The sequence below is a fragment of the Fannyhessea sp. genome (assembly GCF_986145555.1).
This window is the reverse complement of sequence record NZ_CFRCNA010000001.1, coordinates 51229-77317: the sequence shown is the minus strand read 5'-3', so window position 1 is coordinate 77317 and position 26089 is coordinate 51229. Positions and strand designations below refer to the sequence as shown.

At 39.9% G+C, this 26089-nt stretch carries 23 protein-coding genes and 4 tRNA genes; 5 read left to right on the top strand and 22 right to left on the bottom strand.

Going from position 1 to position 26089, the window contains the following annotated elements:
• Positions 1-15: 15 nt before the first annotated feature.
• The 11 genes from AC5GD6_RS00335 to AC5GD6_RS00285 all read right to left on the bottom strand — a co-directional run bounded on the left by AC5GD6_RS00335 (position 16) and on the right by AC5GD6_RS00285 (position 8885).
• Positions 16-666, bottom strand: a complete 651-nt coding sequence (locus AC5GD6_RS00335; RefSeq protein ID WP_491845977.1) for an NUDIX domain-containing protein — start codon at positions 664-666, stop codon at positions 16-18.
• Between the two features lie 188 nt (positions 667-854).
• Positions 855-1790, bottom strand: a complete 936-nt coding sequence (locus AC5GD6_RS00330) for a DegV family protein (protein ID WP_491845976.1) — start codon at positions 1788-1790, stop codon at positions 855-857.
• 80 nt (positions 1791-1870) lie between these two features.
• Complete coding sequence (locus AC5GD6_RS00325; protein ID WP_491845975.1) at positions 1871-3151, bottom strand: adenylosuccinate synthase; 1281 nt, start codon at positions 3149-3151, stop codon at positions 1871-1873.
• A 140-nt stretch (positions 3152-3291) separates the two neighbouring features.
• Positions 3292-4707: a replicative DNA helicase gene (dnaB, locus tag AC5GD6_RS00320; RefSeq protein ID WP_311443992.1), complete on the bottom strand. Its 1416-nt coding sequence runs from the start codon at positions 4705-4707 to the stop codon at positions 3292-3294.
• A gap of 544 nt (positions 4708-5251) precedes the next feature.
• Entirely contained in the window at positions 5252-5800 is a 549-nt protein-coding gene (gene rplI, locus AC5GD6_RS00315; protein ID WP_311431247.1) for a 50S ribosomal protein L9, read from the bottom strand.
• 56 nt (positions 5801-5856) lie between these two features.
• On the bottom strand, positions 5857-6129 hold the full coding sequence (rpsR, locus tag AC5GD6_RS00310; RefSeq protein ID WP_006302241.1) for a 30S ribosomal protein S18: 273 nt from the start codon (positions 6127-6129) through the stop codon (positions 5857-5859).
• Positions 6130-6192: 63 nt separating this feature from the next.
• Positions 6193-6720 carry a single-stranded DNA-binding protein gene (locus AC5GD6_RS00305; protein WP_491845974.1) on the bottom strand — a complete coding sequence of 176 codons (528 nt, stop codon included), beginning with the start codon at positions 6718-6720 and terminating at the stop codon, positions 6193-6195.
• A 44-nt stretch (positions 6721-6764) separates the two neighbouring features.
• On the bottom strand, positions 6765-7058 hold the full coding sequence (gene rpsF / locus AC5GD6_RS00300; protein WP_010241717.1) for a 30S ribosomal protein S6: 294 nt from the start codon (positions 7056-7058) through the stop codon (positions 6765-6767).
• A 347-nt stretch (positions 7059-7405) separates the two neighbouring features.
• Positions 7406-8236 (bottom strand): DUF4013 domain-containing protein, encoded by an 831-nt coding sequence (locus tag AC5GD6_RS00295; protein WP_311431245.1) that lies wholly within the window; start codon positions 8234-8236, stop codon positions 7406-7408.
• A gap of 311 nt (positions 8237-8547) precedes the next feature.
• A tRNA-Ser gene (locus AC5GD6_RS00290) sits at positions 8548-8639 on the bottom strand.
• A gap of 155 nt (positions 8640-8794) precedes the next feature.
• Positions 8795-8885, bottom strand: a tRNA-Ser gene (locus AC5GD6_RS00285).
• Between the two features lie 263 nt (positions 8886-9148).
• Between AC5GD6_RS00285 and AC5GD6_RS00280 the strand changes: the two genes are divergently transcribed.
• A complete protein-coding gene (locus tag AC5GD6_RS00280) occupies positions 9149-9925 on the top strand; it encodes a trimeric intracellular cation channel family protein (RefSeq protein WP_276778032.1) in 777 nt (258 codons plus the stop codon).
• 64 nt (positions 9926-9989) lie between these two features.
• On the opposite strand, the gene typA is transcribed toward AC5GD6_RS00280, so the two are convergent.
• The 4 genes from typA to AC5GD6_RS00260 all read right to left on the bottom strand — a co-directional run bounded on the left by typA (position 9990) and on the right by AC5GD6_RS00260 (position 12699).
• On the bottom strand, positions 9990-11828 hold the full coding sequence (typA, locus tag AC5GD6_RS00275) for a translational GTPase TypA (protein WP_061103343.1): 1839 nt from the start codon (positions 11826-11828) through the stop codon (positions 9990-9992).
• A gap of 133 nt (positions 11829-11961) precedes the next feature.
• Positions 11962-12417 carry a hypothetical protein gene (locus tag AC5GD6_RS00270; RefSeq protein WP_491845973.1) on the bottom strand — a complete coding sequence of 152 codons (456 nt, stop codon included), beginning with the start codon at positions 12415-12417 and terminating at the stop codon, positions 11962-11964.
• A gap of 53 nt (positions 12418-12470) precedes the next feature.
• A tRNA-Ala gene (locus AC5GD6_RS00265) sits at positions 12471-12546 on the bottom strand.
• 76 nt (positions 12547-12622) lie between these two features.
• Positions 12623-12699: transfer RNA gene (locus AC5GD6_RS00260), tRNA-Ile, on the bottom strand.
• A gap of 315 nt (positions 12700-13014) precedes the next feature.
• Here AC5GD6_RS00260 and AC5GD6_RS00255 point away from each other — a divergent pair.
• The gene (locus AC5GD6_RS00255; RefSeq protein ID WP_491845972.1) at positions 13015-13599 is read left to right on the top strand and encodes a bifunctional nuclease domain-containing protein; all 585 of its coding nucleotides are present in this window, start codon (positions 13015-13017) and stop codon (positions 13597-13599) included.
• 135 nt (positions 13600-13734) lie between these two features.
• On the opposite strand, the gene gyrA is transcribed toward AC5GD6_RS00255, so the two are convergent.
• From gyrA to AC5GD6_RS00220, 7 genes are all read right to left on the bottom strand, one after another.
• Positions 13735-16572 (bottom strand): DNA gyrase subunit A, encoded by a 2838-nt coding sequence (gene gyrA / locus AC5GD6_RS00250; protein WP_491845971.1) that lies wholly within the window; start codon positions 16570-16572, stop codon positions 13735-13737.
• Between the two features lie 14 nt (positions 16573-16586).
• Positions 16587-18533 (bottom strand): DNA topoisomerase (ATP-hydrolyzing) subunit B, encoded by a 1947-nt coding sequence (gene gyrB, locus AC5GD6_RS00245; RefSeq protein WP_061103339.1) that lies wholly within the window; start codon positions 18531-18533, stop codon positions 16587-16589.
• A 159-nt stretch (positions 18534-18692) separates the two neighbouring features.
• On the bottom strand, positions 18693-19256 hold the full coding sequence (locus tag AC5GD6_RS00240) for a hypothetical protein (RefSeq protein ID WP_491845970.1): 564 nt from the start codon (positions 19254-19256) through the stop codon (positions 18693-18695).
• Positions 19240-20388 (bottom strand): DNA replication/repair protein RecF, encoded by a 1149-nt coding sequence (gene recF / locus AC5GD6_RS00235; protein WP_491845969.1) that lies wholly within the window; start codon positions 20386-20388, stop codon positions 19240-19242. Before recF ends, AC5GD6_RS00240 begins: the two co-directional genes overlap by 17 nt.
• 15 nt (positions 20389-20403) lie before the next feature.
• Positions 20404-21513, bottom strand: a complete 1110-nt coding sequence (dnaN, locus tag AC5GD6_RS00230; protein WP_491845968.1) for a DNA polymerase III subunit beta — start codon at positions 21511-21513, stop codon at positions 20404-20406.
• Between the two features lie 268 nt (positions 21514-21781).
• Entirely contained in the window at positions 21782-23485 is a 1704-nt protein-coding gene (locus AC5GD6_RS00225) for a DnaA ATPase domain-containing protein (protein WP_491845967.1), read from the bottom strand.
• Positions 23486-23699: 214 nt separating this feature from the next.
• Positions 23700-24839 carry an ATP-binding protein gene (locus AC5GD6_RS00220; RefSeq protein ID WP_491845966.1) on the bottom strand — a complete coding sequence of 380 codons (1140 nt, stop codon included), beginning with the start codon at positions 24837-24839 and terminating at the stop codon, positions 23700-23702.
• Between the two features lie 476 nt (positions 24840-25315).
• Between AC5GD6_RS00220 and rpmH the strand changes: the two genes are divergently transcribed.
• Genes rpmH through yidD form a run of 3 tightly spaced genes read left to right on the top strand, consistent with a single transcriptional unit; the run spans position 25316 to position 26083 of the window.
• Positions 25316-25456, top strand: coding sequence for a 50S ribosomal protein L34 (gene rpmH, locus AC5GD6_RS00215; RefSeq protein WP_006302258.1), 141 nt, complete (start codon positions 25316-25318; stop codon positions 25454-25456).
• A 29-nt stretch (positions 25457-25485) separates the two neighbouring features.
• Positions 25486-25803, top strand: a complete 318-nt coding sequence (gene rnpA, locus AC5GD6_RS00210) for a ribonuclease P protein component (protein ID WP_276769469.1) — start codon at positions 25486-25488, stop codon at positions 25801-25803.
• A gap of 55 nt (positions 25804-25858) precedes the next feature.
• Positions 25859-26083 (top strand): membrane protein insertion efficiency factor YidD, encoded by a 225-nt coding sequence (yidD, locus tag AC5GD6_RS00205; protein WP_491845965.1) that lies wholly within the window; start codon positions 25859-25861, stop codon positions 26081-26083.
• Positions 26084-26089: the final 6 nt, after the last annotated feature.

Below are 26089 nucleotides of genomic sequence, written 5' to 3'. Positions count from 1 at the left end.
AACCGACAATACCTACTATTCAACAGAATTTTGTGAGGTTAAACGATGGGAAACAGCATCACAAATAAGAGCTCCCACCACTGTTTTTGCGTCCTCAATTCTACCATCTAATACAGTATTGATAAATTCGTGTAAAGGAACAAGTTCCGTGCGGACAAACTCATCCTGATCAGGATGAGGTGTTCCTTGTGTAAGACCAGTTGCCATATAAATACGCACTAATTCATCGGAAAAACCAACAGCCGAGGCAATTGTGGTAAGGAGCGCCATATTTTGTGCAACCATACCCGTCTCTTCAAGTAACTCTCTTTGTGCTGCCTCAAGAGGATCCTCGCCAAGCTCCAGTTTACCAGCGGGTATTTCCAGGGTAATTCTGTCAAGTGAAGGTCTGTATTGTCTTACCAAACAAATAGACCCGCTATTGGTAAGCGCAACAACAGCCACAGCACCAGGGTGCCTAACAATATCGCGTTCGCCAATATTTCCATTGGGAAGTTTAACTTGCATTCTTGACACATTAAAAATAAGTCCATTAAAAACCGTTGATTCTTCAAGGGGATATTCAAGTAAGTCTGTATCACCAAGAGCTTGTTTTGAGGCGCGTGTAATGCTTGTTTTTTTACATTCATCAGCGGTAGAATCGCTCTTGTGTGTACGTTTTGGCATAATACTACCCCTCTTCTTTATAAGCGCCTCTCACCTTACAATATGCTTTTGTAATGCATACGGTTTTATAATAGCGAAAATTAACCTATACGATTGATTTATCATAACGAAACCACATGACATAAGCAGTTTTAGTGGTATAGCATATTATGCGGTAACAATACCATAATGCATGGATTTATAAATAACTATTCGCCTGCAAGAAAAGATGAAAATTGCTGTGCAGTAATATATGCAGCCGGTGTATAACTCACGCCCACAGTACCTACACCCAATAACTTGGTTGTAGAAGGATTGGTATTAACAACACCTGCTCCATGAGATTCAAACTCATTGGTATCAAGCGGCTTTTCTAATATGCTCAACAGCCGCGGTGCACCAGAGCTGATTTCAACATAAGTTAAAGGGCCAACCTGATGACTGTACAAACTCATTTTGCGCACCAGCCTACCCGCTAATATATGCAGCTGAGATGCACTGCAAAGTTCTTTCGGTAAACCCTCGTCGCTCAAGGTAAACATACGGCGCACACCAAATGCGCGCGCTTTAAGTGCTTGCGCACCAAGAATAATGCTTCCATATGGTTTTGAAGACACTTTTGTTAAGTCGGCTGCTTGAGGAGGAAGAATTATTGATATTTTAGTAGAGTTTGCAAGTGTTACCGCTCGTTTGCACGCTTGAGTCACTTCTAAACCATCGTCGCGATCACGAACCAAAGCGGCTAAAACTAGTGCTAGTTGAGCAGATATGCATTTTGTATCAATGGCATGCACACATACACTAGAAACAGACTTAGCTGCAGCAACGCAGGCGGAATAAGAATCAAAAAGTTTTGTTGACGCATGAAGCGTTACGATGTCTTTATAACCCAAATCCCTGCACTCTTCAAAAGTACGAACATAATCTTTTATTGCAGGGGTTTTAATAACAAAGCGACCCTTCGTAGAAGAAAGATGCACGTAGAAATCCAAGGGATCAAGGTCTATACACTCACGATAGTTGTGCCCTTTTGAACATACATAATAGGGAACGAGGTGAACTTGGGCAGAATTAAGCGCATGTAGTGGAATATCACATGCACTATCGCATACAATTGCAAACTTTTTTTGTTGTGTATCCGCCATGTTAACCCCCTCTCCCTATTACGGCACAAGCGTTTTTGCTTTACTCTATTTCAGTGTAATAAATTGCATTCAATTATTGTTTAATTCCAATAACGATTAATGGTTTGCTCGCGCTCAGGACCAACCGTAATAATTGAAATGCGAACACCTGCAAGCTTTTCCAAAAAGTCAATGTAAGCTTGAGCTTGTTTAGGCAAATCTTCAAAGCGACGAACACCTGTAATATCACAGTTCCAGCCAGGAAGCGTTTCATAGATAGGCTTTGCATGCAAAAAGCGTGCCTGAAACTCGGGAACACTGTCATAACGCTCTCCGTCACAGTTATAAGCAACGCAAACCTTAATCTCATCCATGCAACTTAGCACGTCCAGCTTGGTTATAGCCAAATCAGTCAAACCATTTACGCGAACCGAATGTTTAACAATGGGCGCATCATACCATCCACATCTACGTGCACGTCCAGTTGTTACGCCAAATTCTGCGCCTTGTTGACGAAGCTTTTCGCCCATCTCATCGGTTAACTCTGTTGGGAAAGGACCCGATCCAACACGTGTTAAATAAGCTTTTGCCACACCAATAATACGGTTGATCTTAGTAGGACCAACCCCAGAGCCAGTTACCGCACCGCCTGCAGTACAGTTGGAAGATGTAACAAAGGGATAGGTGCCATGGTCTATATCAAGCATAGTGGCTTGAGCGCCTTCAAACAAAATGCTTTTACCGTCATCAAGTACCCGATTGAGATATAAAGAACTCTCAATGATATATGGCTTGAGTGTTTGCGCATAGTTAAGATATTGTGCGCCTAAGCTTTCTTGATCATAGGGTTTTAAGCTATACACATCAGTTAAAATTGGGTTAATGTAGGCAAGCGCGGCCTCAAGCTTTTGGTTAAACGTGTTGTCATCAAGCAAATCCTGTACGCGTAAACCAATACGGTTCATTTTATCCATATAGGTTGGACCAACACCACGCTTAGTAGTTCCTATAAGATTCTTACCAAGTTTTTGCTCATGTGCACCGTCTAAATCTTTGTGATACGGCATAACAAGGTGCGCGTTGCCAGAAATACGAAGGTTTTCGCATGAAACACCTTCCGATTCAAGCGTGTTAATCTCTTGAATCACAACTTCAGGATCAACAATGCAACCGTTGCCTATGACAGAGATTGCGTCTTTGTACATGATTCCCGATGGAATCTGATGAAGTGCCAACTTTTTAGAACCCACCACAACAGTATGTCCCGCGTTTGCACCACCGGAATACCGGCATACAACATCAAAACCACCTGCAATAAGATCGGTAACTTTACCTTTTCCTTCATCGCCCCATTGAGCACCAACAAGAACTGAAGCAGGCATAAAATCCCCCTTCTTAGATTTATATAACTTCTTTAGTATTGCATTATTTGCACACAGGAAACAAGCGATAAAACAAAGTCTACGTACAACTTGTATATATCATACACCCGTCAAAACACGTGACAGATTGTATACGGCACTTACTCCTCATGCGATTTATCAATTTCCAAAAACTTGGTCGTTCCCGGCAAGAATCTTAATGAAACAACGCCTACAGGACCAGACCTGTTCTTAGCAATAATAAGACTCGTTTCTCCCCTATCCGGCCTGTCTTGACGCTCCGCCTCTTCATCTGTCATAGAACGGTCAAGAAGAATAACAATGTCGGCATCTTGCTCAATTGAACCCGATTCGCGCAAGTCAGACAGCTGAGGTTTTTGATCTCGACGGCCAGTAACCTGACGATTGAGCTGAGACAGCGCAACTACGGGCACGTTAAGATTCTTTGCCATAATTTTGATACCACGCGACATCTCCGAAACTTCAGTAGCGCGTGAGTCTGCACGATAGCGCCCAGATGGTGGGGAAAGCAGCTGTAGATAGTCTATAATAACCACGCTGTTTTCTTTATTGTTAAGCATACGACGTGCTTTAGCACGAATTTCAGTAACAGTAGTTCCTGGTGTATCGTCAACCATAATATCAAGCTTAGAAAGATCCGCAGTTGCTGCCATAATAGGAGCCCATTGATTAGCCTGAATATTTCCGCCTCTAATAACCGACAGGTCAATTTTTGCCTGAGCGGACAAAAGACGCTGTGCAATTTCAATTTTACTCATCTCAAGAGAAAAGAAAGCAACAGACGCTCCTGAATTAGCCATATTAACTGCCAAATTGAGCGCAAACGATGTTTTACCAACACCAGGACGAGCGCCCACGACTATCATTTGACCTGGACGTAATCCTTGCAACCAGCGATCAACCGTGGGGTAATCGGTGTACACTCCTTGTGGCTTACCTTTTTCCTGCATGTCGCTTAAGTCGTTGTACAGGTCTGCCATAAGATCTGATAATTGCGAAAAGTTACTAGTAACTTCTTTATTAGTTACATCAAGCAACATATTTTCTGCTGAGTCGACCACTTCTTTGGTGTCTTCAGGCGCGCTAAACGCCAGTTTTTGTATATTGGCTGATGCATGAATAATGGCACGCAACGTAGCGTTTCTGCGCAGGATCTCAATATGATGTTCCCAAGACGTTAACGAAAACGTGTTCTCGTTAAGTTCAAGAAGTGTTGAAGATCCACCTATTTTATCAAGTTGATTTTGGGTTTTAAGGTAATCCGCAACCGAGATTGGATCTGCCTGATGTCCTTGTTCTGCAAGTGCGCAAATTGCATTAAAAATCATTTTGTGGGACTGCAGATAAAAATCATCCACACGCAAGCGCATCAAGCATTCTTGCAGAACGTCATCAGATAACAGCATTGCAGAAAGAATTGATTTTTCTGCATCGCTATCCTGTGGCATACGAACCTGCGTAGGATCAAGAGCACCTAAATTTTGAGATTGTTGCTCATCTTGCGCGTAATTTTGAAATGTAGTTGTTGCAGGCACAAAATTTCCTTTTTGTTGTCATTACATGGAATGGTTTGTAAGAGCGTTATTTAGTCTACAACAAAAAAGAATGAAGAAATTTGAAATCAAGTCTTTACTTTTAAACTTTGTCGGTATTATCAACTTTCATCTTCCAATGTTTACAATACTCAAGCGATTTCAATGTGTTTTATAAGTTTTCAACATTTTCAACATTTTAGACAACACAGCTGAAAAACTGTTTAAAGTATGAAGAATTTATGATGCTTACCGTTTATAAATTTCGATGAGGATGAAATAGGTGCGATTATTCATTCTGTTTTTTGTTTGCGCAGGTAGATTTGTTGTTAATCCGTGTTTTTGAATACAGTCAAAAGCTTAACCAGTTAAATTCTTAAGCTAATGAATACTCCTGTTGATTTTTGCAGTATAAGAACGTGTGTGAGTACCGTGTTTTATAATTTATTGTTAATAAGTCACTCTTGTAACTAAATAAAAAAAACAGGCGAACCACTTGTTCACCTGTTTCAGTTTAAGGTTGAGTGAATGCATAGCGAGCTAAATACTACTCAGCCGCATTCTCTTCGGTTGTAGCATCTGCAGTCGCGTCTGCTTCAACGGTTTCAGAGTTTTCTTTGTCGTCAGAAAGCGATTTTTCAATCTCTTTAACATTTGCTCCAACAACAACAAAAATCTCTGCGTTAATATCACGGTAAAGATTGATTTCAACCTTGTGAGAACCTGCAACCTTGATTGTTGCACCACGAGCAATGCGTTTGCGGTCAATCTCTACGTTCAATTGTTCTTTAACAGCCGCAACAATTTGAGCAGTTGTAATTGAACCAAACAGTTGGTTGTTTTCTCCCACTTTTGCTTCGATGAGAACTTGTTTACCATTAAGCAACTCTTTAGTCGCATGTGCATCAGCCAAGCGCTTCTCTTCACGCTTTTCGATGTTATGACGGCGCTCCTCGAGTTGTTTAATGTTACCTGGGGTAGCAGGTACGGCAATTTTGCTTGGGAATAGGCAGTTTTCTGCATATCCTTGAGCAACGTCTACAACATCGCCTTCTCCACCTTTGCCCCTCAGCTCACCCAAGAGGATGACTTTCATAGGAACTCCTTTAATATGTTGGTTTTAACCAACTCTCAATACGTATAATGAGCTAATTAGCCACGGTTGCGGCCACCACGACTCGAGACAACAGTTACTGTATAAGGAAGTAACGCCATCTCACGAGCGCGCTTAATAGCCATTGCAACATTGTGTTGATGCTGCGTGCAAATACCGGTCACACGACGGGGTTTAATTTTCCCACGATCGGTCATAAACTTGCGCAAAAGCTGTGTGTCTTTGTAATCCACAAAATCAAGTTCAGCTTTATCAAGTTGACTGAATTTACGACGCGGCTGAGGTTGCTCAACTTGCTTTTGTCTAGCCATGTCTTAAAGCCTTTCTATGATGGAAAATCCATCTCGTTTGATTTTCATATCACATCACAAAATTTAAAATGGAATTTCTTCGTCATACACATCCGCTGCTGGAGGCTCTGGAACCGAAACTTGCGCCGGCTGTTGAGGATCTTGATAACCACCAGTTGCTGGAGCTTGTGTATATGGAGTTGGTGCGGCAACAGGTACACTTTGTTGCATAGGCATCTGTGTACCGTAAGGCTGTTGATAACCAGAACCTTCTGCGCCATTTTGATGACGTTGAGAGAAGAAATCAAGATTATCTACAATAACCTCAAGCTTAGAACGCTTCTGACCGTCGCGCTCCCATTGGCTCCAACGAAGTTTTCCTTCCAATACAATTTTTTGACCTTTAGCAAGAAAACGGCTTAAAGATTCTGCACGAGCACCAAATACGACGCAGTCAACGTAATTGGGAACATCTTCCCACTCGCCTTGTGCGTTTCTACGGCGATCATTTACAGCTATTCCAAAAGAAAGCACTTGCGAACCCGAGGTTGTACTACGTAATTCGGGATCACGTGTAAGATTACCGGACAATGAAACTCTATTAATACTCATGATTTATCCACCTCTCACATCAAGGTCATGTGATGTTATTTTTACTAATCTTTGTCAGGACGACGCACAATCATGTGACGAACTACCGTGTCGTTAATACGTAAAACACGATTAAGTTCTGCGATTTGCGTTGGATCTGCATGAAAATCAATAAGGGTGTAATCACCTTCGGTAAGCTTATCAATCTCGTAAGCGAGTTTATGCTTACCCCAATCCTCTACATTATCAATAACACCGCCGTTTTCTTTAACAGTAGTGTCAATACGCTTTGCTACAGCATCGCGAGCTTCTTCGGTAGAAGATGGACTTACAAAATACAATAATTCGTATGCCTTCAATATGGTCACCTCCTCTGGGCTAACGGCTTTGAGTTGTGAAGGTTGCACTCAAAGCAGGAAAAGTCAATTTTCTATACTACCACAGTGCTAACAATATTTTCATACACACACAATCTTGCCACACCCTTATAGGTATTTCATACTCGTTAAACATATCCTATCAAGTTCAACTTGCACAAAACTTGGTACAAACTTGCAAAATCACCCACGTAACATACGCGGGTGATTTTGAAACAAAACTCAATATAAATGTTTGCAGCATTCATTCATGTGTTGTTACTAACACAGTGAAAAGGCGAACAGCAAACTATAGTCACTAAGCACATATCAAACATCTATATAATTAGTTACCTATTATCCACGTCATAGGTATCTGTTTCACGAGAAACGGCGCTCCCATCGGTAATAGCTGGAGCGTAAAACTTACGATCGGCAGAAATGTCGCTACGAGCAATCCAAACTGCAACAAGAGACACTATTAAAGCGTTTGTTATTACAAGCACAGGAGACACAATCACCGCAGTAATAAGACCCATGATCATAAGTGTAACAACAATGGATAAAAGATGAGATAAATCACCTTTAAGAACGTTAAGTATAATTTGAGGGTCTGCAACCGAGGCAAATCCAAAGATAAGAATTACCAAAAACAAAATAACCATCACTATGGATGTAAGAAAAGAAATAATAAAACTAAGGACAATACAGCTCAAGAAACCACTCATGTCTTCTAGACATACGCTCAGTATAGAAGAAACGGACCACAGTTCCGAAAAACGACGGTATACCGTTTGGCGCAAGCACAATCCTGTAAAAATAACAGTTATCGCGACCTGCAAAAACGTAAGGATAAAGCCAAAAAATGGTATGCCCACATCTTTAGTAGATAATGATATCTCGGTAAAGATACCATAAATAATAATTCCCACAATAAATGGAGCTAAGCCTGCCAGAAATGTACGCTTCCAGCTAATTTTTCTTACAAATGGCAGTTCAGTATGGTTTATAATGCCTGCAGCCCATTCGTAAATATATCCAGTTACAAATATTAAACCGTAAATTGGGATAAAGCCTATCAGGCAAAGCAATAACACGCGCTTAAACCATCCGCCCTCGCAGGTTAACGCAGATTTTGCTGCCGAAAACAAACTTTGATTAGAAGAAAAACGAGAGTCCATAGTTTTCCCTTCGTCAATACTTTTGAATAGAATATAGATTCCAATGATACCACAATGAGCTTATTTCAATGATTTATAAGGCATTTATAGCTCAAAAAGTTATTGCATTATTATTGCATGAGCTTTTTTTTGGGTGAGTTATTGCAAAACATTGCACCAGTTAAACGCGGTAATTTACGCTTTTACGGTTTTACGCTTTTACAACGCTTTCAGTTGTTCGGGTTTTCCGAACAACTAAAGTGTACTATTTTTTACGTAGTATAATCTTTGCGTTTCCGCTGGTAAAATAGAGTAAAAAGTAAGAAAAAATATGGCGGAGGAGGAGGGATTCGAACCCTCGTACCCTTATACAAGGGTAAACGGTTTTCGAGACCGCCGCATTCGACCACTCTGCCACCCCTCCAGGGTGAACGCCTAAAAATTTGTGTATCAAACAGCACAAACAAATTTCAAGGCAACAAGCACGCGTGTAAGCAACTATAGGTTAGATGCACATATCCCTCGTGCTCCATCTATAAAACTTGGCGCCACACAATGTGCAACGCCAAGGTTACTTACTGGCGGAGAGTCCGGGATTTGAACCCGGGATACGCTTTCGGCGTATACACGATTTCCAATCGTGCTCCTTCAGCCACTCGGACAACTCTCCAATAAAAGCTTCTAAATCAGACGCTTTTGTACAGCGTCCATTTAAGAGTGCGTAAGAAAGTATAACGTATTTTAGTATGTACGTCCATAGCGTTTGTATATACGCGAGTTTATATGCGGTTTGCACAATATTTACATGCTCTACTCATATAGAATATACATGGTGTACTTATAAAAGTGCTTATAAACGTATGTATAGGGTACTATATTACACAAACAAAATACTATATGAAGCAAATAACAGATATAAAGGTGACACTATTTATGAACGACTTTTTCTTCGCATACGGTCCAGACGCTTCTGCACTTTCAATTCCTTTGTGGCTTGACCTAGCATCGGTTATGGTTGGAGCACTATCAGGCGTGCTTGTTGCCCAAGAAAGAAAGCTTGATTTAATAGGCTTTATGGCGCTATCGGTTTTAGGAGGATTGGGCGGCGGACTCATTCGCGATATGATCATGCAACGCGGTGGAATTTATGCGCTTGATTCGCAATTTGCCATACCCTCGGTGGTAATTGTTGCATGTGTAGGGTTTTTATTCCCCAGTTTTTTAACCAAACATCCAAAATCACTTGAGTGGATCGATATTTTGTCAGTAGGTCTTTTTGCTGCGGCAGGAACCGACAAAGCTATGGCGTTTTACTTAAGCCCTTGGGCGTGCGTGCTTATGGGAACGCTTACAGGGGTAGGCGGCGGTATGGCGCGCGACATTTTTATCGGTAATACACCGCGCATTTTCCAGAGAAGCAATTATTACGCAATTTGTGCGATCGCAGGGTCGTTGGTAAGCTATACAGCGGTATTTGGCCTATACATGCATCGTCCAATCGCGGCTGCACTCTGTGTACTTGCAACCGTTGCATTAAGAAGAATATCTCTTACATATAATCTCTTATCCCCTGCCGATGTAGATCTTACGCCGCAATTTGAAAAACAAGCAGAGCGAGCGAAACAGGCGTTTTCCCATAACACCACCATCAAAGCGGTTATTCATCCTCGTACGCGTTATCAACGTTGGAGGCGCATGCATAAAAAATAGCGAGACAGCTAAAAACCATCTCGCCATTATCTTAAGCACCATAAGTTGGCTATACGTAGGTAGATTATTTATCAACCATACCGTTACGAACACGCCATTTTCTACGATCGGTTTCGTTAAGAATACGCTTTCTCATGCGAATATTTTGCGGTGTAACCTCAACAAGCTCATCATCCATAATGTACTCAAGTGCTTCTTCGAGTGTAAATGTCTTAGGAGGAGTAAGCTGAACTGCAATATCAGCAGTTGAAGAGCGTTGGTTACCAAGATTTTTAGTTTTTGCGATATTAACGACCATATCACCAGGTTTAGAGCGCTCGCCCACCAACATACCCTCATAACATTCGGTACCTGGTGCTACAAAAAGCTGACCTCGTTCCTGCAGTGTTCCCAAAGCATATGCCACTGCTTTATCGGTTGACATCGAAATCATAGCGCCGTTTTGACGCGTACCGATTTCTCCTGCGTAAGGTCCGTATTCCAAAAACGTGTGATAAAACACTGCATCACCGTGAGTTACATTTAACACTTTAGTTTTTAATCCCATAATACCGCGTGTTGGAATCTTAAAATCAAGATGAGTATGCGTAGCACCAGTTTTCATGTTTATCATCGTACCGCCAGCATTACCAAACACCTCGATAACCTTGCCTGAATATTCACCAGAACATTCAACAACCGCTTGCTCAACAGGCTCAAGCATGTTGCCATGCTCGTCTTTTTTGAAAAGCACGCGAGGACGGCCAACCTGAAATTCATAGCCTTCGCGGCGCATTTGCTCCATAAGAACCGAGAGATGAAGTACTCCTCTACCAGCTACTTCAACACCAGTTTTATCGTCAAGCTCTTCTATGCGCATAGTAACATTATTTTCGCGCTCGGTCTCAAGACGCTCTTTAAGTTGACGACCACCAACAATATCACCCTCACGACCAACAAGAGGTGATGTAGATGGCTCAAAAACAATTGAAAGTGTTGGTTGATCTATTTCGATAGGCTCCAACTTTACAGGATTATCAATATCGGTATATACATCACCAATATCTGTGTGATCAATACCTACAACAGCACCAATATCACCTGCAGAAATCTCACTACACTCCTTTTTTCCTAAATAGTCAAAGGTATATAGCTGCTTTACCTGAGCAACAGATGAGGTACCGTCGTTTTTAACAACCAAGATTTTGTCGTTATTATGAATGGTTCCCGAATAAATACGGCCAACACCAATACGACCAACGTAGTCCGAGTGATCAATGGTAACACACTGCATAGCTAAAGGCGCATCAACATCAACTTCAGGAGCAGGTAATTCGTTCACAATCATGTCCAAAAGTGGGAACATATTATCACAAGAATCATCGGGAGTAAGACGAGCAAAACCGTTAACAGCCGAAGCGTAAATTACATGTTCCATGGTGAATTCAAGCTGCTCATCCGTTGCACCCAAATCCATCATTAAATCCAGCGAATTATTGAGTGCTTGCTCACAATTTGCAGCAGGCTTATCGATCTTATTGATAACCAACATAATTTGTAAGTGTGCAGCAATGGCATGTTGTAAAACAAAACGTGTTTGTGGCATAGGACCTTCTGCAGCGTCTACCAGCAACAAGGCACTATCAGCCATTTTAAGAACGCGCTCAACTTCTCCACCAAAGTCAGCGTGACCTGGGGTGTCAATAACGTTAATTTTTACACCCTTATACTCAATGGAAATGTTCTTAGCAAGAATGGTAATACCGCGCTCACGCTCTTGATCGTTTGAATCTAAAACACGATCTTGAACCTGCTGATTAGCTCTAAATGCGTCGGTTGCGCGCAGAAGTTTGTCTACAAGTGTTGTCTTACCGTGGTCAACATGGGCAATAATAGCAATATTTCTAATGTGCTCTTGGAGCATATAAACCTCTTCTTTGGTCGTAGATGTGCGTTTACCTAAATGTATAAACATTAAAACTTTATACCACTGTTTTGGAAAAGAAGTTAAAATCCTGTGATTTTAAGGAATTTACACGGTATATTCTTATATCAGATTACAAAAGTTCCTCTATAACACCTGCCGATAAAGGTGAACGAGAAAATAACCCTTGTTTTTTATCCAAAGGCAGGTACGCTGAATATCCCGTACCCCCTGTTTCTTGATATTCAAACAAAAGTGCCGAAATAAAAGAAGGTGTAGATTCGTCTTCGCTCACGCTTCCTATATAGGATATAACATAGCGAATAGGGTGAAAGTTTTTAAGATGTGGCTGCATGCGTGGCAAATGTTTGACATAGACACGTGCTTCATCCAAGCATTTTTCGATGCTATCGTGATCAAACTCAAACGAAACACACTCATTGTTTTTATCTTGTAGAACAATAAGAACTGGTATGGATGTATCAGTTTTATATCTTTCGCAAACAGCATCCATAACTTGCGTAACAAAGATATCTAATGCAGGAGAAATAGGAGTTGCGGAGTTTGAATGCATAGGTGATTGGCTCATAAGTTCCTCGATATAAAAAAAGCTAGGTGAAAACACCTAGCTTGAATTGCAAATGGTGGAGACGATGGGGGTCGAACCCACGACCTCAGGCTTGCAAAGCCCGCGCTCTCCCAACTGAGCTACGTCCCCAAATGGGTGCTTCACACATTTTATAACCACCCCAGCGGGTTTTGATAACCGCCACTGGGGTGCCTATCTCAAAATGTGGTGGACCCGACAAGGCTCGAACTTGTGACCTCCCGGTTATCAGCCGGACGCTCTGACCAACTGAGCTACGAGTCCAATGCAAGAAAAAATAGTACCCTGTTGTGACTCGTGAGTCAAGCAGTTTTCTAATCTTTTTTTATACTATAAGAACTTCACAGAACTTATATGTTTATACATCTCTACAATATCGAGCCAATTTTATACATAATGCCGTTTATTTGAACTCTTATCGGATATTCAAATATTCTTGTACACTTTAAAAATCATGTAAATGCGCAGTACAAACCATATATTACTGTTTGTTATTTGTTTTCTTAAACGTACACGATTACAAATATGAGATACTAAGATAGATGTCAGACAAACTTTTGGTTTTTTTTGGAGAGCATAATGATTGCAATGGAGATTCAAAGCTTAGTACGAGGAAATTCTAGCGTACCTTCTCTGATATTTTTGCAACCTACCGACAGTGCTTTTAAGAAACTACAACATATGCGCATGGATCCAATTAAAAATCTTTCGCTTAAAGGCAACGAACAAAGTAATACGCCCGATGTGGACAGCAAACCAATTCTTCCTATTCGTGTAGGAACCCACGAAGCGGCCGTGTTAAGCACATGTATAGACCGCATGCGAAAAGGTTGTAGCGCGCGCGAGGTGTTTTCTCGCCCCACTCCTTTTGATATTATCCTGCAAATGCTTAAGCATACCAATACGCGTATTGTCTACTTTGAAATTTACGATGTTAAAGACACTGTGTTTTATGCACGAGGAAACATAAGCCAAGATAACGGTGAGTCTTTTGCAATTGAAGTTAGACCTTCTGATGCATGTGTCTTGAGTATTTTATTAAACGTTGCTCTCTTTGTTGATGACCATGTTATTTCATCAGCGCAGATCCCAAATTTAGAAGCACAATTAAACCAACAGCAAGACAAAGCATTAAAAAACTTTATGTCCTCTCTTGATGATTAAAATAAGCTATACGTAACTCGTTTGGTATACGCATATTACCGTATGTATCTCTATATAAAATGGCTATATGCACCATCGAGATACATATAGCCATATGATCATATATGCCACAGAGCTTAAAGTGAGGTTTTTGTTCTACTCATCATCATCTAATAACTCGTCATCGATCTGCTCATCATCGCCAATATTTATCTCTTCTTCCTGATGCTTCTGAGATAAAAAGTCGAGTGGCAATTGCGGCTGATTGCTATCTGATTGCTCATTTGTGTCTTTCTTTTTGTGAATATGCATACGAGCAAGAGCGGATACACTGTCAGATTCGGCAAGGTTCATAATCTTGACGCCTTGCGTTGCGCGGCCAAGAAGCGAAATATCTTGACTTTGAACACGAATCATAACACCTTCTTCAGAGACAATCATAAGTTCGTGCTGAGGGCCAACTACACGACAAGCGCTTAATTTACCCTTTTTCTGAGTCATAGCGATGGTGTTAACGCCTAAACCGCCACGCTTTTGGAGCGGATATTCACTAACGGGAGTACGCTTTCCATAACCGTGTTCGGTCACAACAAGCAAGTCGCCTTTACCGTTGGATATTTCCATACCAAGCATCGTAGCACCATCTTTAAGCGTTATACCACGCACGCCAGATGTTCCACGACCAGTTGGACGAATATCGCTTTCTTCAAACATTATTGCTTTACCTGCACTTGAGCACAAAATTACATACTCTGACTCTTTTACACGACGAACATTTACTAATTCGTCGCCATCTTTAAGGTTAATAGCAATAAGTCCATCACGGCGCGATTTATCGTAGTCGCTCATAGCCGTCTTTTTAACCATACCCGATTTAGTTGCAAACATAAGATGTTCTTCAGCTGGGAAATCACGTGTGGTAATAACCGCCGTTGGATACTCACCCTCACTCAAAGGCAAAACGTTAATCAAAGCAGAACCACGGGCATGGCGCGAGCCAACTGGTAGTTCGTGAACTTTAAGGCGATATACCTTTCCTTTGTTGGTAAAGAACAAAACATAATCATGAGTGGAGGCAACAAACATGTTCTCAACAAAGTCATTGTCTTTAAGCGATAAGCCCTGAACACCTTTACCGCCGCGTTTTTGAGATTTATAGGTTGCTACTGGTAAACGCTTAATATAGCTTGCGTGCGTTACCGTAATAACCATGTCTTCTTCAGCAATGAGGTCTTCTACGTCAAGATTTTGAACGCCAAGCGCAGAAATTTGCGTGCGGCGCTTATCAGAGAAACGAGTAGAAATTTCGGTGAGCTCTTCTTTAATAACTTCCAAAAGTTTTTGTGGATGAGCAAGTAAATCACGATAGTATTCAATTGACTTATAAAGCTCAGCAATCTGTGCTGCAAGCTCTTCTCGCGCAAGACCAGTTAAACGACGCAGGCGCATTTGAAGAATTGCTTCGCCTTGAATGTCATCAATACCAAAGCGCTCGTTCATACGTTGTTTTGCCTCTTGGTCGTCATGAGAAGACCTGATAATATGAACAACTTCGTCAATATTATCAACTGCAATCAACAGGCCTTCGAGAATATGAACGCGCTTAAGTGCTTTATCCAAATCAAATTGTGTGCGACGCGTTACAATATCTTTTTGGTGTTCTATGTAGTAATAAATCATCTCACGCAAAGTTAGTGTTCGAGGAACACCATCAACAAGCGCAAGGTCAATTACACCAAAAGAGACCTGCAATTGAGTTCTTTTGTACAAGTTGTTAAGTACAACCTGCGGCACTGCACCCGATTTAAGATCAATAACAATGCGCATACCCTTACGGTTAGACTCATCACGCATGTCAGATATGCCTTCAATGCGTTTTTCGTTGACTTGTTGAGCAATGCGTTCCTGCAAAAGACCTTTATTAACCTGATATGGAATCTCGGTTATAACAAGGCGCTGACGACCGCCACGTCCAACATTTTCGACGTGCACTTTTGAACGAATGGTAATAGAGCCTCTACCAGTTGTATAAGCGTCACGGATGCCATCGGTGCCCATGATAATGCCGCCGGTTGGGAAATCAGGTCCTGGAAGTACCTGCATAAGATCTTCAACCGTAGCATCAGGGTTATCTATCATCATACATACAGCACGAGAAACTTCTGCTAAATTATGAGGTGGAACATTTGTTGCCATACCAACAGCAATACCATTTGAACCATTTACCAGCAGATTTGGAAAACGTGCTGGCAAAACAGAAGGCTCTTGCAGAGATTCATCGTAGTTAGGTTGTAAATCTACCGTTTCTTTATCTAAATCACGCAACATCTGCATAGCAGCATGAGTAAGGCGTGACTCGGTATAACGCATAGCAGCTGGAGGATCGCCGTCAATAGATCCAAAGTTTCCGTGACCATCTACCAAAGGTAAGCGCATCGAAAACTCTTGAGCCATACGAACCATAGCATCATAGATTGAGGAGTCTCCATGTGGGTGATATTTACCCATTACCTCTCCTACCGTCCACGCACTCTTTTTATGAGGACGTGTAGGAACAATGTGAGCCTCATTCATAGCGTAAAGAATACGGCGATGAACAGGCTTTAATCCATCTCGTACATCTGGCAATGCACGAGCCACAATAACAGACATTGAATACTCAAGAAATGATGCTTTCATTTCAGAAGACAAATCTGTTGGTTTAAGCGCTCCGCCATGAATATCGGATAAATCTAAGCGTGAGCCTGCCTCATCAGAAATAGTGTGATCAAGCGTTGCTCCAGCAAGATTAAGCGTTTGTTCATCTTCATTTGAGGTTGTTTCTTCTATATCATCTTCAAGTGCTTCATCGTCAGATGTTGTGTTGTTTGACAAATCATCAAACGCACCATCCAACGAATCATCCTGTGAAGTGTTGTCTAAATTATCAGAAGAATCCTGTTCGTTAAACGAAGACTCATCGTGGTTATGAGGTGTATGTTTATCGTCTGCCACAGTTTAGCCTTTCATTAAATGTCAAGGAAACGCACGTCTTTTGCGTGTGTTTGGATAAAATCTTTACGTTTTTCCACTTGAGTGCCCATAAGGTTAGCAACAGCTCGTTCTGCTTCGCGCGCGTCGTCTACCGTTACCCGAAGCATAATGCGGTTTTTAGGTTCCATCGTAGTGCTCCAAAGTTGTTCAGGATCCATCTCTCCTAAACCTTTATAACGTTGAACACTATATTTAGAAGAATCTTCAAACTGTTTTGCCTCTAACGCCAACTCTTCGTCGGTATACAGATACTTACCGTATTTTTTACCTTTTGCCTTAATTTGATATAAAGGTGGCTGTGCAACATAAATATACCCTGCGTCGACCAAAGGCTTCATGTAACGATAGAAGAAGGTGAGGAGCAAAATTCTAATATGTGCACCGTCTACATCAGCATCGGTCATAATAACAATTTTGTGATAGCGCGCTTTCTCGATATTAAATTCTTTACCAACACCAGTACCAATAGCTGTAATAAGAGACGTGATAGATTCAGAAGAAAGAGCTCTATCTTGCTGAACGCGCTCAACGTTAAGAATTTTTCCTCTCAGTGGCAAAACTGCTTGTATAGAACGGTCGCGCGCCATTTTAGCAGAACCACCTGCCGAGTCACCCTCAACGATGAAAAGCTCAGTCATTTGAGCATCGCGAACAGAACAGTCGGCAAGTTTACCCGGTAATGAAGCACTTTCAAGCAAACCTTTTCTACGAGCAACTTGGCGAGCACGTTGTGCCGCAAGACGACCTTTAGCTGCTTGGAATGCTTTTTTAAAGATTTCTTTTGCTTGATTAGGATGTTCTTCAAGATATTCAGTAAGCCCTGCACCAACAATTTTGTTGGTGAGCGTCCTCATATAAGAGCTTCCAAGTTTTGCTTTGGTTTGACCTTCAAATTGAGGATCAGGAAGCTTAACCGAAATAATTGCACATAAACCTTCACGAATATCGTCACCAGTTAAGTTTGCTTCTTTTTCTTTTAAGAGCTTGTGTGAACGCGCATAATCATTAATTGTTTTAGTAAGTGCTGTTCTAAAGCCTTCAAGGTGCATACCACCTTCATCGGTATAAATATCGTTAGCAAACGACATTACATGCTCGGAATAGGTAGTATTCCACTGAATGGAAACTTCTACTTCGCCGCGCTGATTAAGAGGTGTATCTGGCGCAGAAGAGCCTTCGATATAAATAGGATCATTAAGACCAGGTAGGATAGTTTTTTCTTCGTTTAAGTATTTAACAAAGTCTACAATACCGCCTGAGTAGCAAAACTCCTCTTTACGAGGCGTCTCTTCACGCTCGTCGGTAAGACTGATGTGCAAATTTTTATTAAGAAAAGCAGTTTCTTGTAAGCGATCATGAAGTGTATCAAAATTATATGTTGTGGTTTCAAAAATGGTGTCATCAGGCCAAAACGTAATGGTTGTGCCGGTGTGGGAAGAATCACCAACACGCGTCATCTTTTTTGTGACTTTACCACGCTTAAATTCCATTTCAAAAATGCCACCATCGCGCGAAACACGTGCGATCAAGCGTTTTGAAAGTGCGTTCACAACTGAAACACCAACGCCATGCAAACCACCTGATACTTTATAAGCAGCATTATCAAACTTACCACCAGCGTGTAAAATTGTTAAAACTACTTCTAGAGTAGGGATTTTCTTTTGAGGGTGCATTTCAACGGGAATACCACGGCCGTTATCTTCAACAGAAATAGAATTATCGGGATGAACTATAACATTTATTGAGGTACAATACCCCGCCATTGCTTCATCTACTGAGTTATCAACAATCTCCCACACAAGATGATGCAAACCAGATGCAGATGTTGTACCAATATACATTCCAGGACGTTTACGAACTGGGTCAAGTCCTTCTAGAACTTTAATTTCGTTACCACCGTATGAACTGACTTCTTTTGTCACAAACACCCTCCTTTTATACGATATTTCTATTTTACGCTAATTATTAAGACTCATGATAAAATCATGTAAATGTTGTTAAATATGCAGAAAAATCAACGAGCCTAAACAATATTTCACACCATATCATACAAAAACATATCTCTCAGCGGTTTATGTAGCTTAATTTAGCGATAAATTATCTTTTGCGTATGATGATAACTTCTGCCGTTGCAGTGTTGCTTTAACAGCCTTCAGAGCAGATGTGCGAAGTGCAGATGGAAGATTTTGTACCGTGTGTTCTGCAAATTCAATCTCTTGAGGAGAAAGTGCAGGTAAAGGTGCTTGAGTTTTTTGTAAAGCAGCGCTCGTACAAGATGTTTCAGTTGTTTGTGGTGTTAACACAGGTTTTATCTGTGTATATTTAGAAAGTTTAAAAAGAATGTCATCAAATTTATAACCTAAATGCGCAAGTCTTATCAGATACATTTCTTTATTAACATTAAAATCAACAAGAACAGAAGAAGTATCAACAAACACACCAAGAATAGGATAGCGGCCTTTTATTTTAGGTTCTATAACAAAAACACCAGTTGTATGTTTTCTTTCGATATCCCCTATAACCGCATTCCAAGCAGTAGCAGAAGCTTTTTGTTTTTTTATTTTTACGAGTGCAGGATTAGTTATACATGAACTCAAGAGCGAAGAAAGACTACTTTCAGTGTGTTGTCTATGATTGTTTCTCATTCATATTCACCACCTGTGCACGATCAAGTATGTCTTTTGTAAAATATGATAGATTCGTAGTTGTAATTATAGTCTGAATACCTTGCTGAATAAATTCCATAATCGCTAAACGCCGCGTGGCGTCAAGCTCACTCATAACGTCGTCTAAAAGTAAAATAGGATTTTGTCCAGTTAACTCCTTAATAAATAGAACCTCTGCTAGTTTCCACGCTAACACAATGCTTCTTTGTTGGCCTTGCGAGGCATACGTGCGCGCAGGTACACCATTGATATAAAACTCAATATCATCTCTTTGAGGACCTATAAGTGTTACCTGTCTGCGTAACTCCTCATGTTCTTTTTGATTAAAAGCATCTAAATATGCCTGTATAAGATCTTCTTTACTAAGAGAACATAAGCTTTGTGGTGTATACATATAGGGCTCTTCTACCTTATGTTCTAAATCTTTTATCAAAGGTATTGAGCTCTTGTACGTAATTTCAAGTTGCTCAGCAGGAGAAATTGTATGATATACCTCACAAGCTTTATGGTAAAGCTGATTAATGAGTTTAAGGCGAGCAGCAACTACACTTGCAGATCCGTGCGCCAAAGACACGCTCCATGCATGCAATATTTCTGAGTCTACAAAATTCAGTTTAAGTATGTTGTTTCTTTGCTCGAGAGCGCGAGAAAATGTTTTAATGAGCTTTCTATAACCTTTATGGGCAAGTATGCCAAATCCATCTATCTCACTTCTACGATAACGAGCTGTTTGCTTAACAAACAATAAGTCGTCTGGAGAAAAAAGTACCGAAGGCATAACAGAACAAAATGTAGATACGGAACACTTTTTGTCGTTTTTGAGGTAGGTTTTTACATGCGTTGATATATTACATGCCAACTCAACACTATGCAGCTCATCTTCATAAACTCCGCGAAGATGGGCTGCGTTTTCGTTGTGATAAATCATTTGAGCTAGCAAAGGTTTCCTAAATGATGTACCTGTAGTAATCATTTGCACAGCTTCGATGGTATTCGTTTTTCCAACAGCATTACTACCATGTAAGACGGTTGTTTTATCACCTAAACTTATATGAAGATGTTGAAAATTTCTCCAGTTTGTGCAGGTAAGCTCACGCAATACAAAACTCATGCTACCTCAAAGCTACTAATTAGTACGAAGTGGTATCAACAAACATTGATAGTTCATTGTTCCAAATGACTTAATGACAATAGGTTGAAAACTGTCAACTATCTCAAAAGTCATTTCATCGGCATGAGTCGTAGAGCGGCAACATTCAAGAATAAACTGGTAATTCATTGAAAATGAGATAGGATTGCCTTCAATAGTTGCGCTAAACTCTTCTTTTGAGGCGCCAAACTCAGAAGAATCTGCCTTAAGTGTTATGAGTTGATTTTGAGGATCTATATCAAAGATAACACCGAGATTTTTATTCGTGGTAACTAATGCAACACGCTTAATTGCCTGCGTAAGCTGCTCAGGATTAACGGTAAGCTTAGTATTGCAAGTTTTAGGAAAGAGATTTTTATAATTGGGGAACATACCTTCAATTTTTAGGCTTACATACGTTGTATTTTCAAAACTAAAAATAACCTGATTATCAGTTAAACCTATTTGCAACCGAGGTGTAATGGTTGGTAGATTAAGAAGCTCGTGAAAACAAACGGCAGGGATAATTGCGGTAAACTCAGAATCAATAGAGGCAGTCTCTGTGTTTGTATCGATGATAACCAAGCGATGAGAATCTGTCGCATACATAGTAAGTTTATTTTCTTGTGCAACAAGGGTAATACCACCCAAAATAGGATTGGATATATCCTCTTTTGTTACACGATACACGCGTTCTACCATATCGTTAAGCAAATCACTCGGCAACTCAATGCTTTGCGAAGGTGTAATATCTGGAAACTCGGGGAAGTCAGCGGCATCAAGGGTAGAAAGTTCATACGTTGACTTAAGACACGTTAAAACCGCCTGAGTTGGTGTTGTTTCTACAGTAATAGGTGCGTCAGGTAGGTTCTTGACCAACTTTGATAGAAATAAACCAGGGACAACGGTTTGGCCTTCTTCTTCTACCGCAGCTTCAAGCTTGTGACGTATTGAAACTTTAAGGTCGCATGTTTGTAAGGTTAGTGTTGATCCTTGCGCGTGGATATAAATGCCACCCAAAACAGGAAGCGTAGCTTGAGAGGCAACTCCACGTAAAACTATGGTAATCGCCTGATTAAATTCCTTTTGACTTACAGAGAATTTCATATGCTTCCTTTCAATTAAAAGTATCTACATCTCATTATATAAATAATAATAAATATCTAAATACTTTATTACTAATAAGTAATGTTCATATGTTAATAACCTGTCATTTATGCAGTTGATTCCTACTTTTTTACTGACCAAATCTTTTATAAGTTCTCATCACTTTTAACACAAAAATTCAATCATCTCTGTTTGTGTAGGTATTTGAAGCTGTTTATATACAACAATCAACACGTGTTAACAAAATTATAAACATACACTGGTAAATCTATTCTTTTGTTAAGATGTCTTTCAATTTTTGTAGTTGATCATAGAACACTCTGTCTTTCTTCTTTTTTTCGATAATTGCAATACTGTGTTTTATAGTTGCATGCGTGCGGTTGCCAAACTTTTGACCTATGTCAGCTAATGTAATATCGGTGAGCTCGCGTGCTAACCAAATACAGATATGGCGTGGTTCAGTAAGCTCTTTATTTCTATGATCGCCTACTAAATCGTTATGAGAAATGTGATAGGTATCCTCTATGCATTTTTGGATTTCTTCAATAGTGGGGATATGCTGACGAGGTTTCCATTTGGTAGCTGCTATCTGTGCGATATCGTTATTAGAAAAAATTCTCCCCTCTTTTTTTCTTTTACCTGCATTAATTAAGCATGTTTGAACAAAGCCTTCGATAACTCTAATATTGCTTCCTGCAATTTTTGCCATATACATTCGCTGTTCTTCGGTGATTGTTCCAAAATCGATAAGTAGATGTTCTACCTCAGCATCGTGACGAATATATTTATAAAAGTTGTTAATCAGATTAAGTTTTAGCTCATAATTTGGTACCTGAATGCTGATAGTTATACCAGAATCCATACGACTCGTTTCGCGTTCGTCAAACTTACTTTCACCTAATTGAAGCTCTTGAGGCGATCGGTCAGCCGCACATACAATTTGTTTTCCATTAGAAATAAGCGAATTAAATGTATCAAAGAAAAACTTAATGGTTCCAGCTGCTGTTCGCATGTTTTGAATATCGTCAATGATAAGTACATCAATATTTTTATAGCTTCGAGCTAAAGCATTTCTTTCGAGTGGTGACTTTTGCCATGCTAGTGTGTACTCTTCAATAAACTCTGTTGCCGTTTTGTAAGCACAGGTGCGCGTGGGGTCGTTCTTTATAATGTAGTTTTGTATGGCACGTAAGAGGTGAGTTTTTCCCAACCCACTTTTACCATAGATAAAAAGCGGATTATATGATTGATTACACGATCCACATGCAACCTGATTTGCCGCTTGATATGCTAACTGGTTTTCCTCGCCTTGTACAAAACGGTCAAATGTAAGCTTAGAATCAATTTCGCTTTGTATGGGGTTTTCTACTTGTCCTGTTTCAAACGAAATGATTTTATGATCGCGATTAAGACGTTCCATATGAGAAGTTTTCATTTGATCAAAATACTGATCGATGAGCATATTATCCTGGTTTTCAAGCTTGTCTAACTCATCCTTAGTAATTTGAGTTTGCACGTTAATTAGTTTATCGCTTGTCTCATTGGTATTTGGTATGGTAGTTTCATCAACTTGTATTTGATGAGATGGCTGTGTGGTAGCTGATTCTTGACTTGTTTGAACTGTATGTGTTTGGCTGTCTATATGAACTGCATTGCCATTATCTTGTACGCCATTGCTAAAAGGTTTGAATAGAATTTGCAGCGAAATTGGCTCAAATGCCGCTTCTTCCATTTTTGCAACAATTGCGTCTTTATGTGTTGTTAATTTTTTGTATGCAAAATTTAAGGATGTACTGATGGTGAGAACGTTGTGAGTAAAGCTCACAAGAGTGCATTTTTCTAACATCGCTATAACCGAAGGAATATAGCCGTCCTCACGAAAGAGATTGATAACATCTTGCCATAAACTGTATGCGTCGGACATATCATGCTCTGTTGCCTGCAGGTCTGATGTGGTAATCTCTTTATCCATCTATACTCCTGAATTATAAATAATGTCTTACTAAGGTAGTTTCCTCAATAATGTTGAAAACTTGTTCTAGTATATGATGAAAACTCATAAAATACAAAAATTGTTGAAAACTCCCCTAGCATATCTGGGGAGCAAGATGTATCAATATAAGATATGAGATGTGTCACTATAGAATAATTCTAAGGTGATTCATATAAATATCTACCACGAAAAACTATTGTTGTAGATGAGAGCTTATATATGCATATCCAAGTTTGGTTATGACTCTTTTTTGTTCCTTAGGATTTTTGTGGAGTATACCCATATCTTCTAATGCTTTAAGCTCGCGCGACCATGTTGGTTGTGACAAGCCATAAAGTTTTGTCAATTCAGTTGGTCCTACATATCCATAGGTTTGAGCACATCTTAATATTTGTTGTTGTCTGGCTGTTAACGGTAATGTGGTAAGAGGAGATGTGACTTGCGTTTGCTGTACCTGCATGGGATATGACATTTGTGCTTGTTGTTGCGGATATTCTTGTGGTGGCATTTGTTGATATTCTTGTGACGGTATCTGCTGATATGTTTGTTGATACATAGGAGCATAATTTGTAGGTATGTGTTCAGCGGTATATGCCGCATAGTCGTTAACAGGATAGCTGGTATTAGCTTGATATGCTCCGTTAAAAGCATTTGAATTATTAACTCCGTAGTTTTGTACAGGATTCATGGGCGGATGAGCTGTATACCCTTGCGTATCGGGGTATGTATTATCTGTTGATGTTTTATCATATGTTTTACGTGAGTATTGTGTACCGCCTTGCGCACATAAGGTAACGATAGTTCCACCATTGATATTATCTTCAACATCTAAAAATCCGTGTGTGCTTTTCATATACTCACGAACATAAGGAAGTCCCGATCCTACACCGCGGATATAGCGTTTCATCTCGGTTGTCGCAGATGTGGTGCCAAAATCCAGCGCCTTGTCCTTTTCTTTAATTCCAGGACCTTGGTCTGCAAATCGTATGGTCATACCTTTATCTAAAATGCTAATTGAAGGTTCAATAAAATATGCATGAATAAAATTTTCGACAATTTCTCTAATGACCATAAAAGGTATAGTACCTCCTTGCTCGGAGGCAAGTTTGGTTACTTGTTGAGTGATTTCTTCCAAATAATCGCGCACATTACAAGGCTCAATTACTACCACGCGTGGCGCGGCATTTGCAGCGTCAAATACTGCAATTCTAGCTGCGTAATGAGGTAATAAAGCACTGTCTTTAGAGGTGGAGTCTGACACTGTTTTGTCTTTACTATCTAGTTCCTTTTTACGTTCGTGATCCTCTACGAAAGGATAAAACGCATGTGCCATATTCTCACCTCTTTTACCATACATAGATTTTATTGAGTGCTGCAAACTTATATATTACGACACATACCTTCTTTTTCATTGTTCAATCTCAGTTTCTTTCATAATAAATGCATTCTCTTTCATAAATGAAAGGTATTGAAAATAAGTTTTCAACAATTGTTAAAAAGATGTAGATAACTTTATAAACATAGCTAAAAAAGAATGAATAAAACTGTGAAAACTTTTATAAAACAGCAGGTAATATATGGTTATTGCAACAAAACTTTCAAACATCTCTCATAAATTTTCTTAAACGATGAAAAGTTATGAAAACAAAAGAGAAAATTTTCTAAAGGTTAAAAACGTTTCTAAACACGGTGAATTTAAGGTGTTCATGTATAAATATTGACATACACCTGCATAAACTCCTATACTTTTTTAGCTTATTACAAACAGGCATCGTATACCGTATATAAAACTAGTATAAAGGGGTTTTTATGAAACGTACGTATCAACCTAATAAGTCTAAACGCGTTAAGACTCACGGCTTCCGTGCTCGTATGGCTACTAAAGCAGGTAGACTCGTTCTTGCTCGTCGTCGTGCTAAGGGCCGCAAAAGACTTACCGTAAGTCTGTAATAACGTAGATAGTTTATAAGGAGAGGGGTATGCAAACCATAAAGTCGAAACAAGACTTTGCTATGGTTTTCAAAAACGGGAAAAGATTGTTTCATCCTGCTGTGAGAATAATTTATATCCCGTCTACACAAACAACCCGTATTGCGTACTGTGCACCTAAGAAAATAGGATGTGCACCTCTTAGAAACAGATGTAAAAGACTTTTAAGAGCGGCTGTTCGTGACGTAGATTGTGTTCCGCAAAATTTTGATGTGATTTTATTTGCCACATACAAAACAAAAGCGTACTCCTCTTGTGAACTAAGTAAGATTGTAAATAAACTCCTACATTCCATAACAACAACATAGGTGTTATAGACCATAAACTGTAAGGTACTTAAACACTTATCTTAAGAGCTATAAGATGAAATTAGGCAAAACAGAAAACGTCTTTATTATGCTTATCAGAGGATATCAAAGGTATCTATCCCCTCTTATGCGTCCTTCATGTATTTATAGCCCTACCTGCTCTGAATATGCATGTGAAGCACTTAGAAGGTATGGATGGTTAAAAGGAAGTTATTTAGCTCTTCGCCGTATTTTACGTTGTCATCCCTTTCATAAGGGAGGATTTGATCCAGTGCCCTAAACAGTT

Bases quoted from the DNA above. Each gene is read 5' to 3' on its own strand.
- AC5GD6_RS00335 (WP_491845977.1), bottom strand. From the start codon at position 666: ATGCCAAAACGTACACACAAGAGCGATTCTACCGCTGATGAATGTAAA.
- AC5GD6_RS00330 (WP_491845976.1), bottom strand. From the start codon at position 1,790: ATGGCGGATACACAACAAAAAAAGTTTGCAATTGTATGCGATAGTGCA.
- AC5GD6_RS00325 (WP_491845975.1), bottom strand. From the start codon at position 3,151: ATGCCTGCTTCAGTTCTTGTTGGTGCTCAATGGGGCGATGAAGGAAAA.
- rplI (WP_311431247.1), bottom strand. From the start codon at position 5,800: ATGAAAGTCATCCTCTTGGGTGAGCTGAGGGGCAAAGGTGGAGAAGGC.
- rpsR (WP_006302241.1), bottom strand. From the start codon at position 6,129: ATGGCTAGACAAAAGCAAGTTGAGCAACCTCAGCCGCGTCGTAAATTC.
- AC5GD6_RS00305 (WP_491845974.1), bottom strand. From the start codon at position 6,720: ATGAGTATTAATAGAGTTTCATTGTCCGGTAATCTTACACGTGATCCC.
- AC5GD6_RS00295 (WP_311431245.1), bottom strand. From the start codon at position 8,236: ATGGACTCTCGTTTTTCTTCTAATCAAAGTTTGTTTTCGGCAGCAAAA.
- AC5GD6_RS00280 (WP_276778032.1), top strand. From the start codon at position 9,149: ATGAACGACTTTTTCTTCGCATACGGTCCAGACGCTTCTGCACTTTCA.
- typA (WP_061103343.1), bottom strand. From the start codon at position 11,828: ATGCTCCAAGAGCACATTAGAAATATTGCTATTATTGCCCATGTTGAC.
- AC5GD6_RS00270 (WP_491845973.1), bottom strand. From the start codon at position 12,417: ATGAGCCAATCACCTATGCATTCAAACTCCGCAACTCCTATTTCTCCT.
- AC5GD6_RS00255 (WP_491845972.1), top strand. From the start codon at position 13,015: ATGATTGCAATGGAGATTCAAAGCTTAGTACGAGGAAATTCTAGCGTA.
- AC5GD6_RS00240 (WP_491845970.1), bottom strand. From the start codon at position 19,256: ATGAGAAACAATCATAGACAACACACTGAAAGTAGTCTTTCTTCGCTC.
- recF (WP_491845969.1), bottom strand. From the start codon at position 20,388: ATGAGTTTTGTATTGCGTGAGCTTACCTGCACAAACTGGAGAAATTTT.
- dnaN (WP_491845968.1), bottom strand. From the start codon at position 21,513: ATGAAATTCTCTGTAAGTCAAAAGGAATTTAATCAGGCGATTACCATA.
- AC5GD6_RS00225 (WP_491845967.1), bottom strand. From the start codon at position 23,485: ATGGATAAAGAGATTACCACATCAGACCTGCAGGCAACAGAGCATGAT.
- AC5GD6_RS00220 (WP_491845966.1), bottom strand. From the start codon at position 24,839: ATGGCACATGCGTTTTATCCTTTCGTAGAGGATCACGAACGTAAAAAG.
- rpmH (WP_006302258.1), top strand. From the start codon at position 25,316: ATGAAACGTACGTATCAACCTAATAAGTCTAAACGCGTTAAGACTCAC.
- rnpA (WP_276769469.1), top strand. From the start codon at position 25,486: ATGCAAACCATAAAGTCGAAACAAGACTTTGCTATGGTTTTCAAAAAC.
- yidD (WP_491845965.1), top strand. From the start codon at position 25,859: ATGAAATTAGGCAAAACAGAAAACGTCTTTATTATGCTTATCAGAGGA.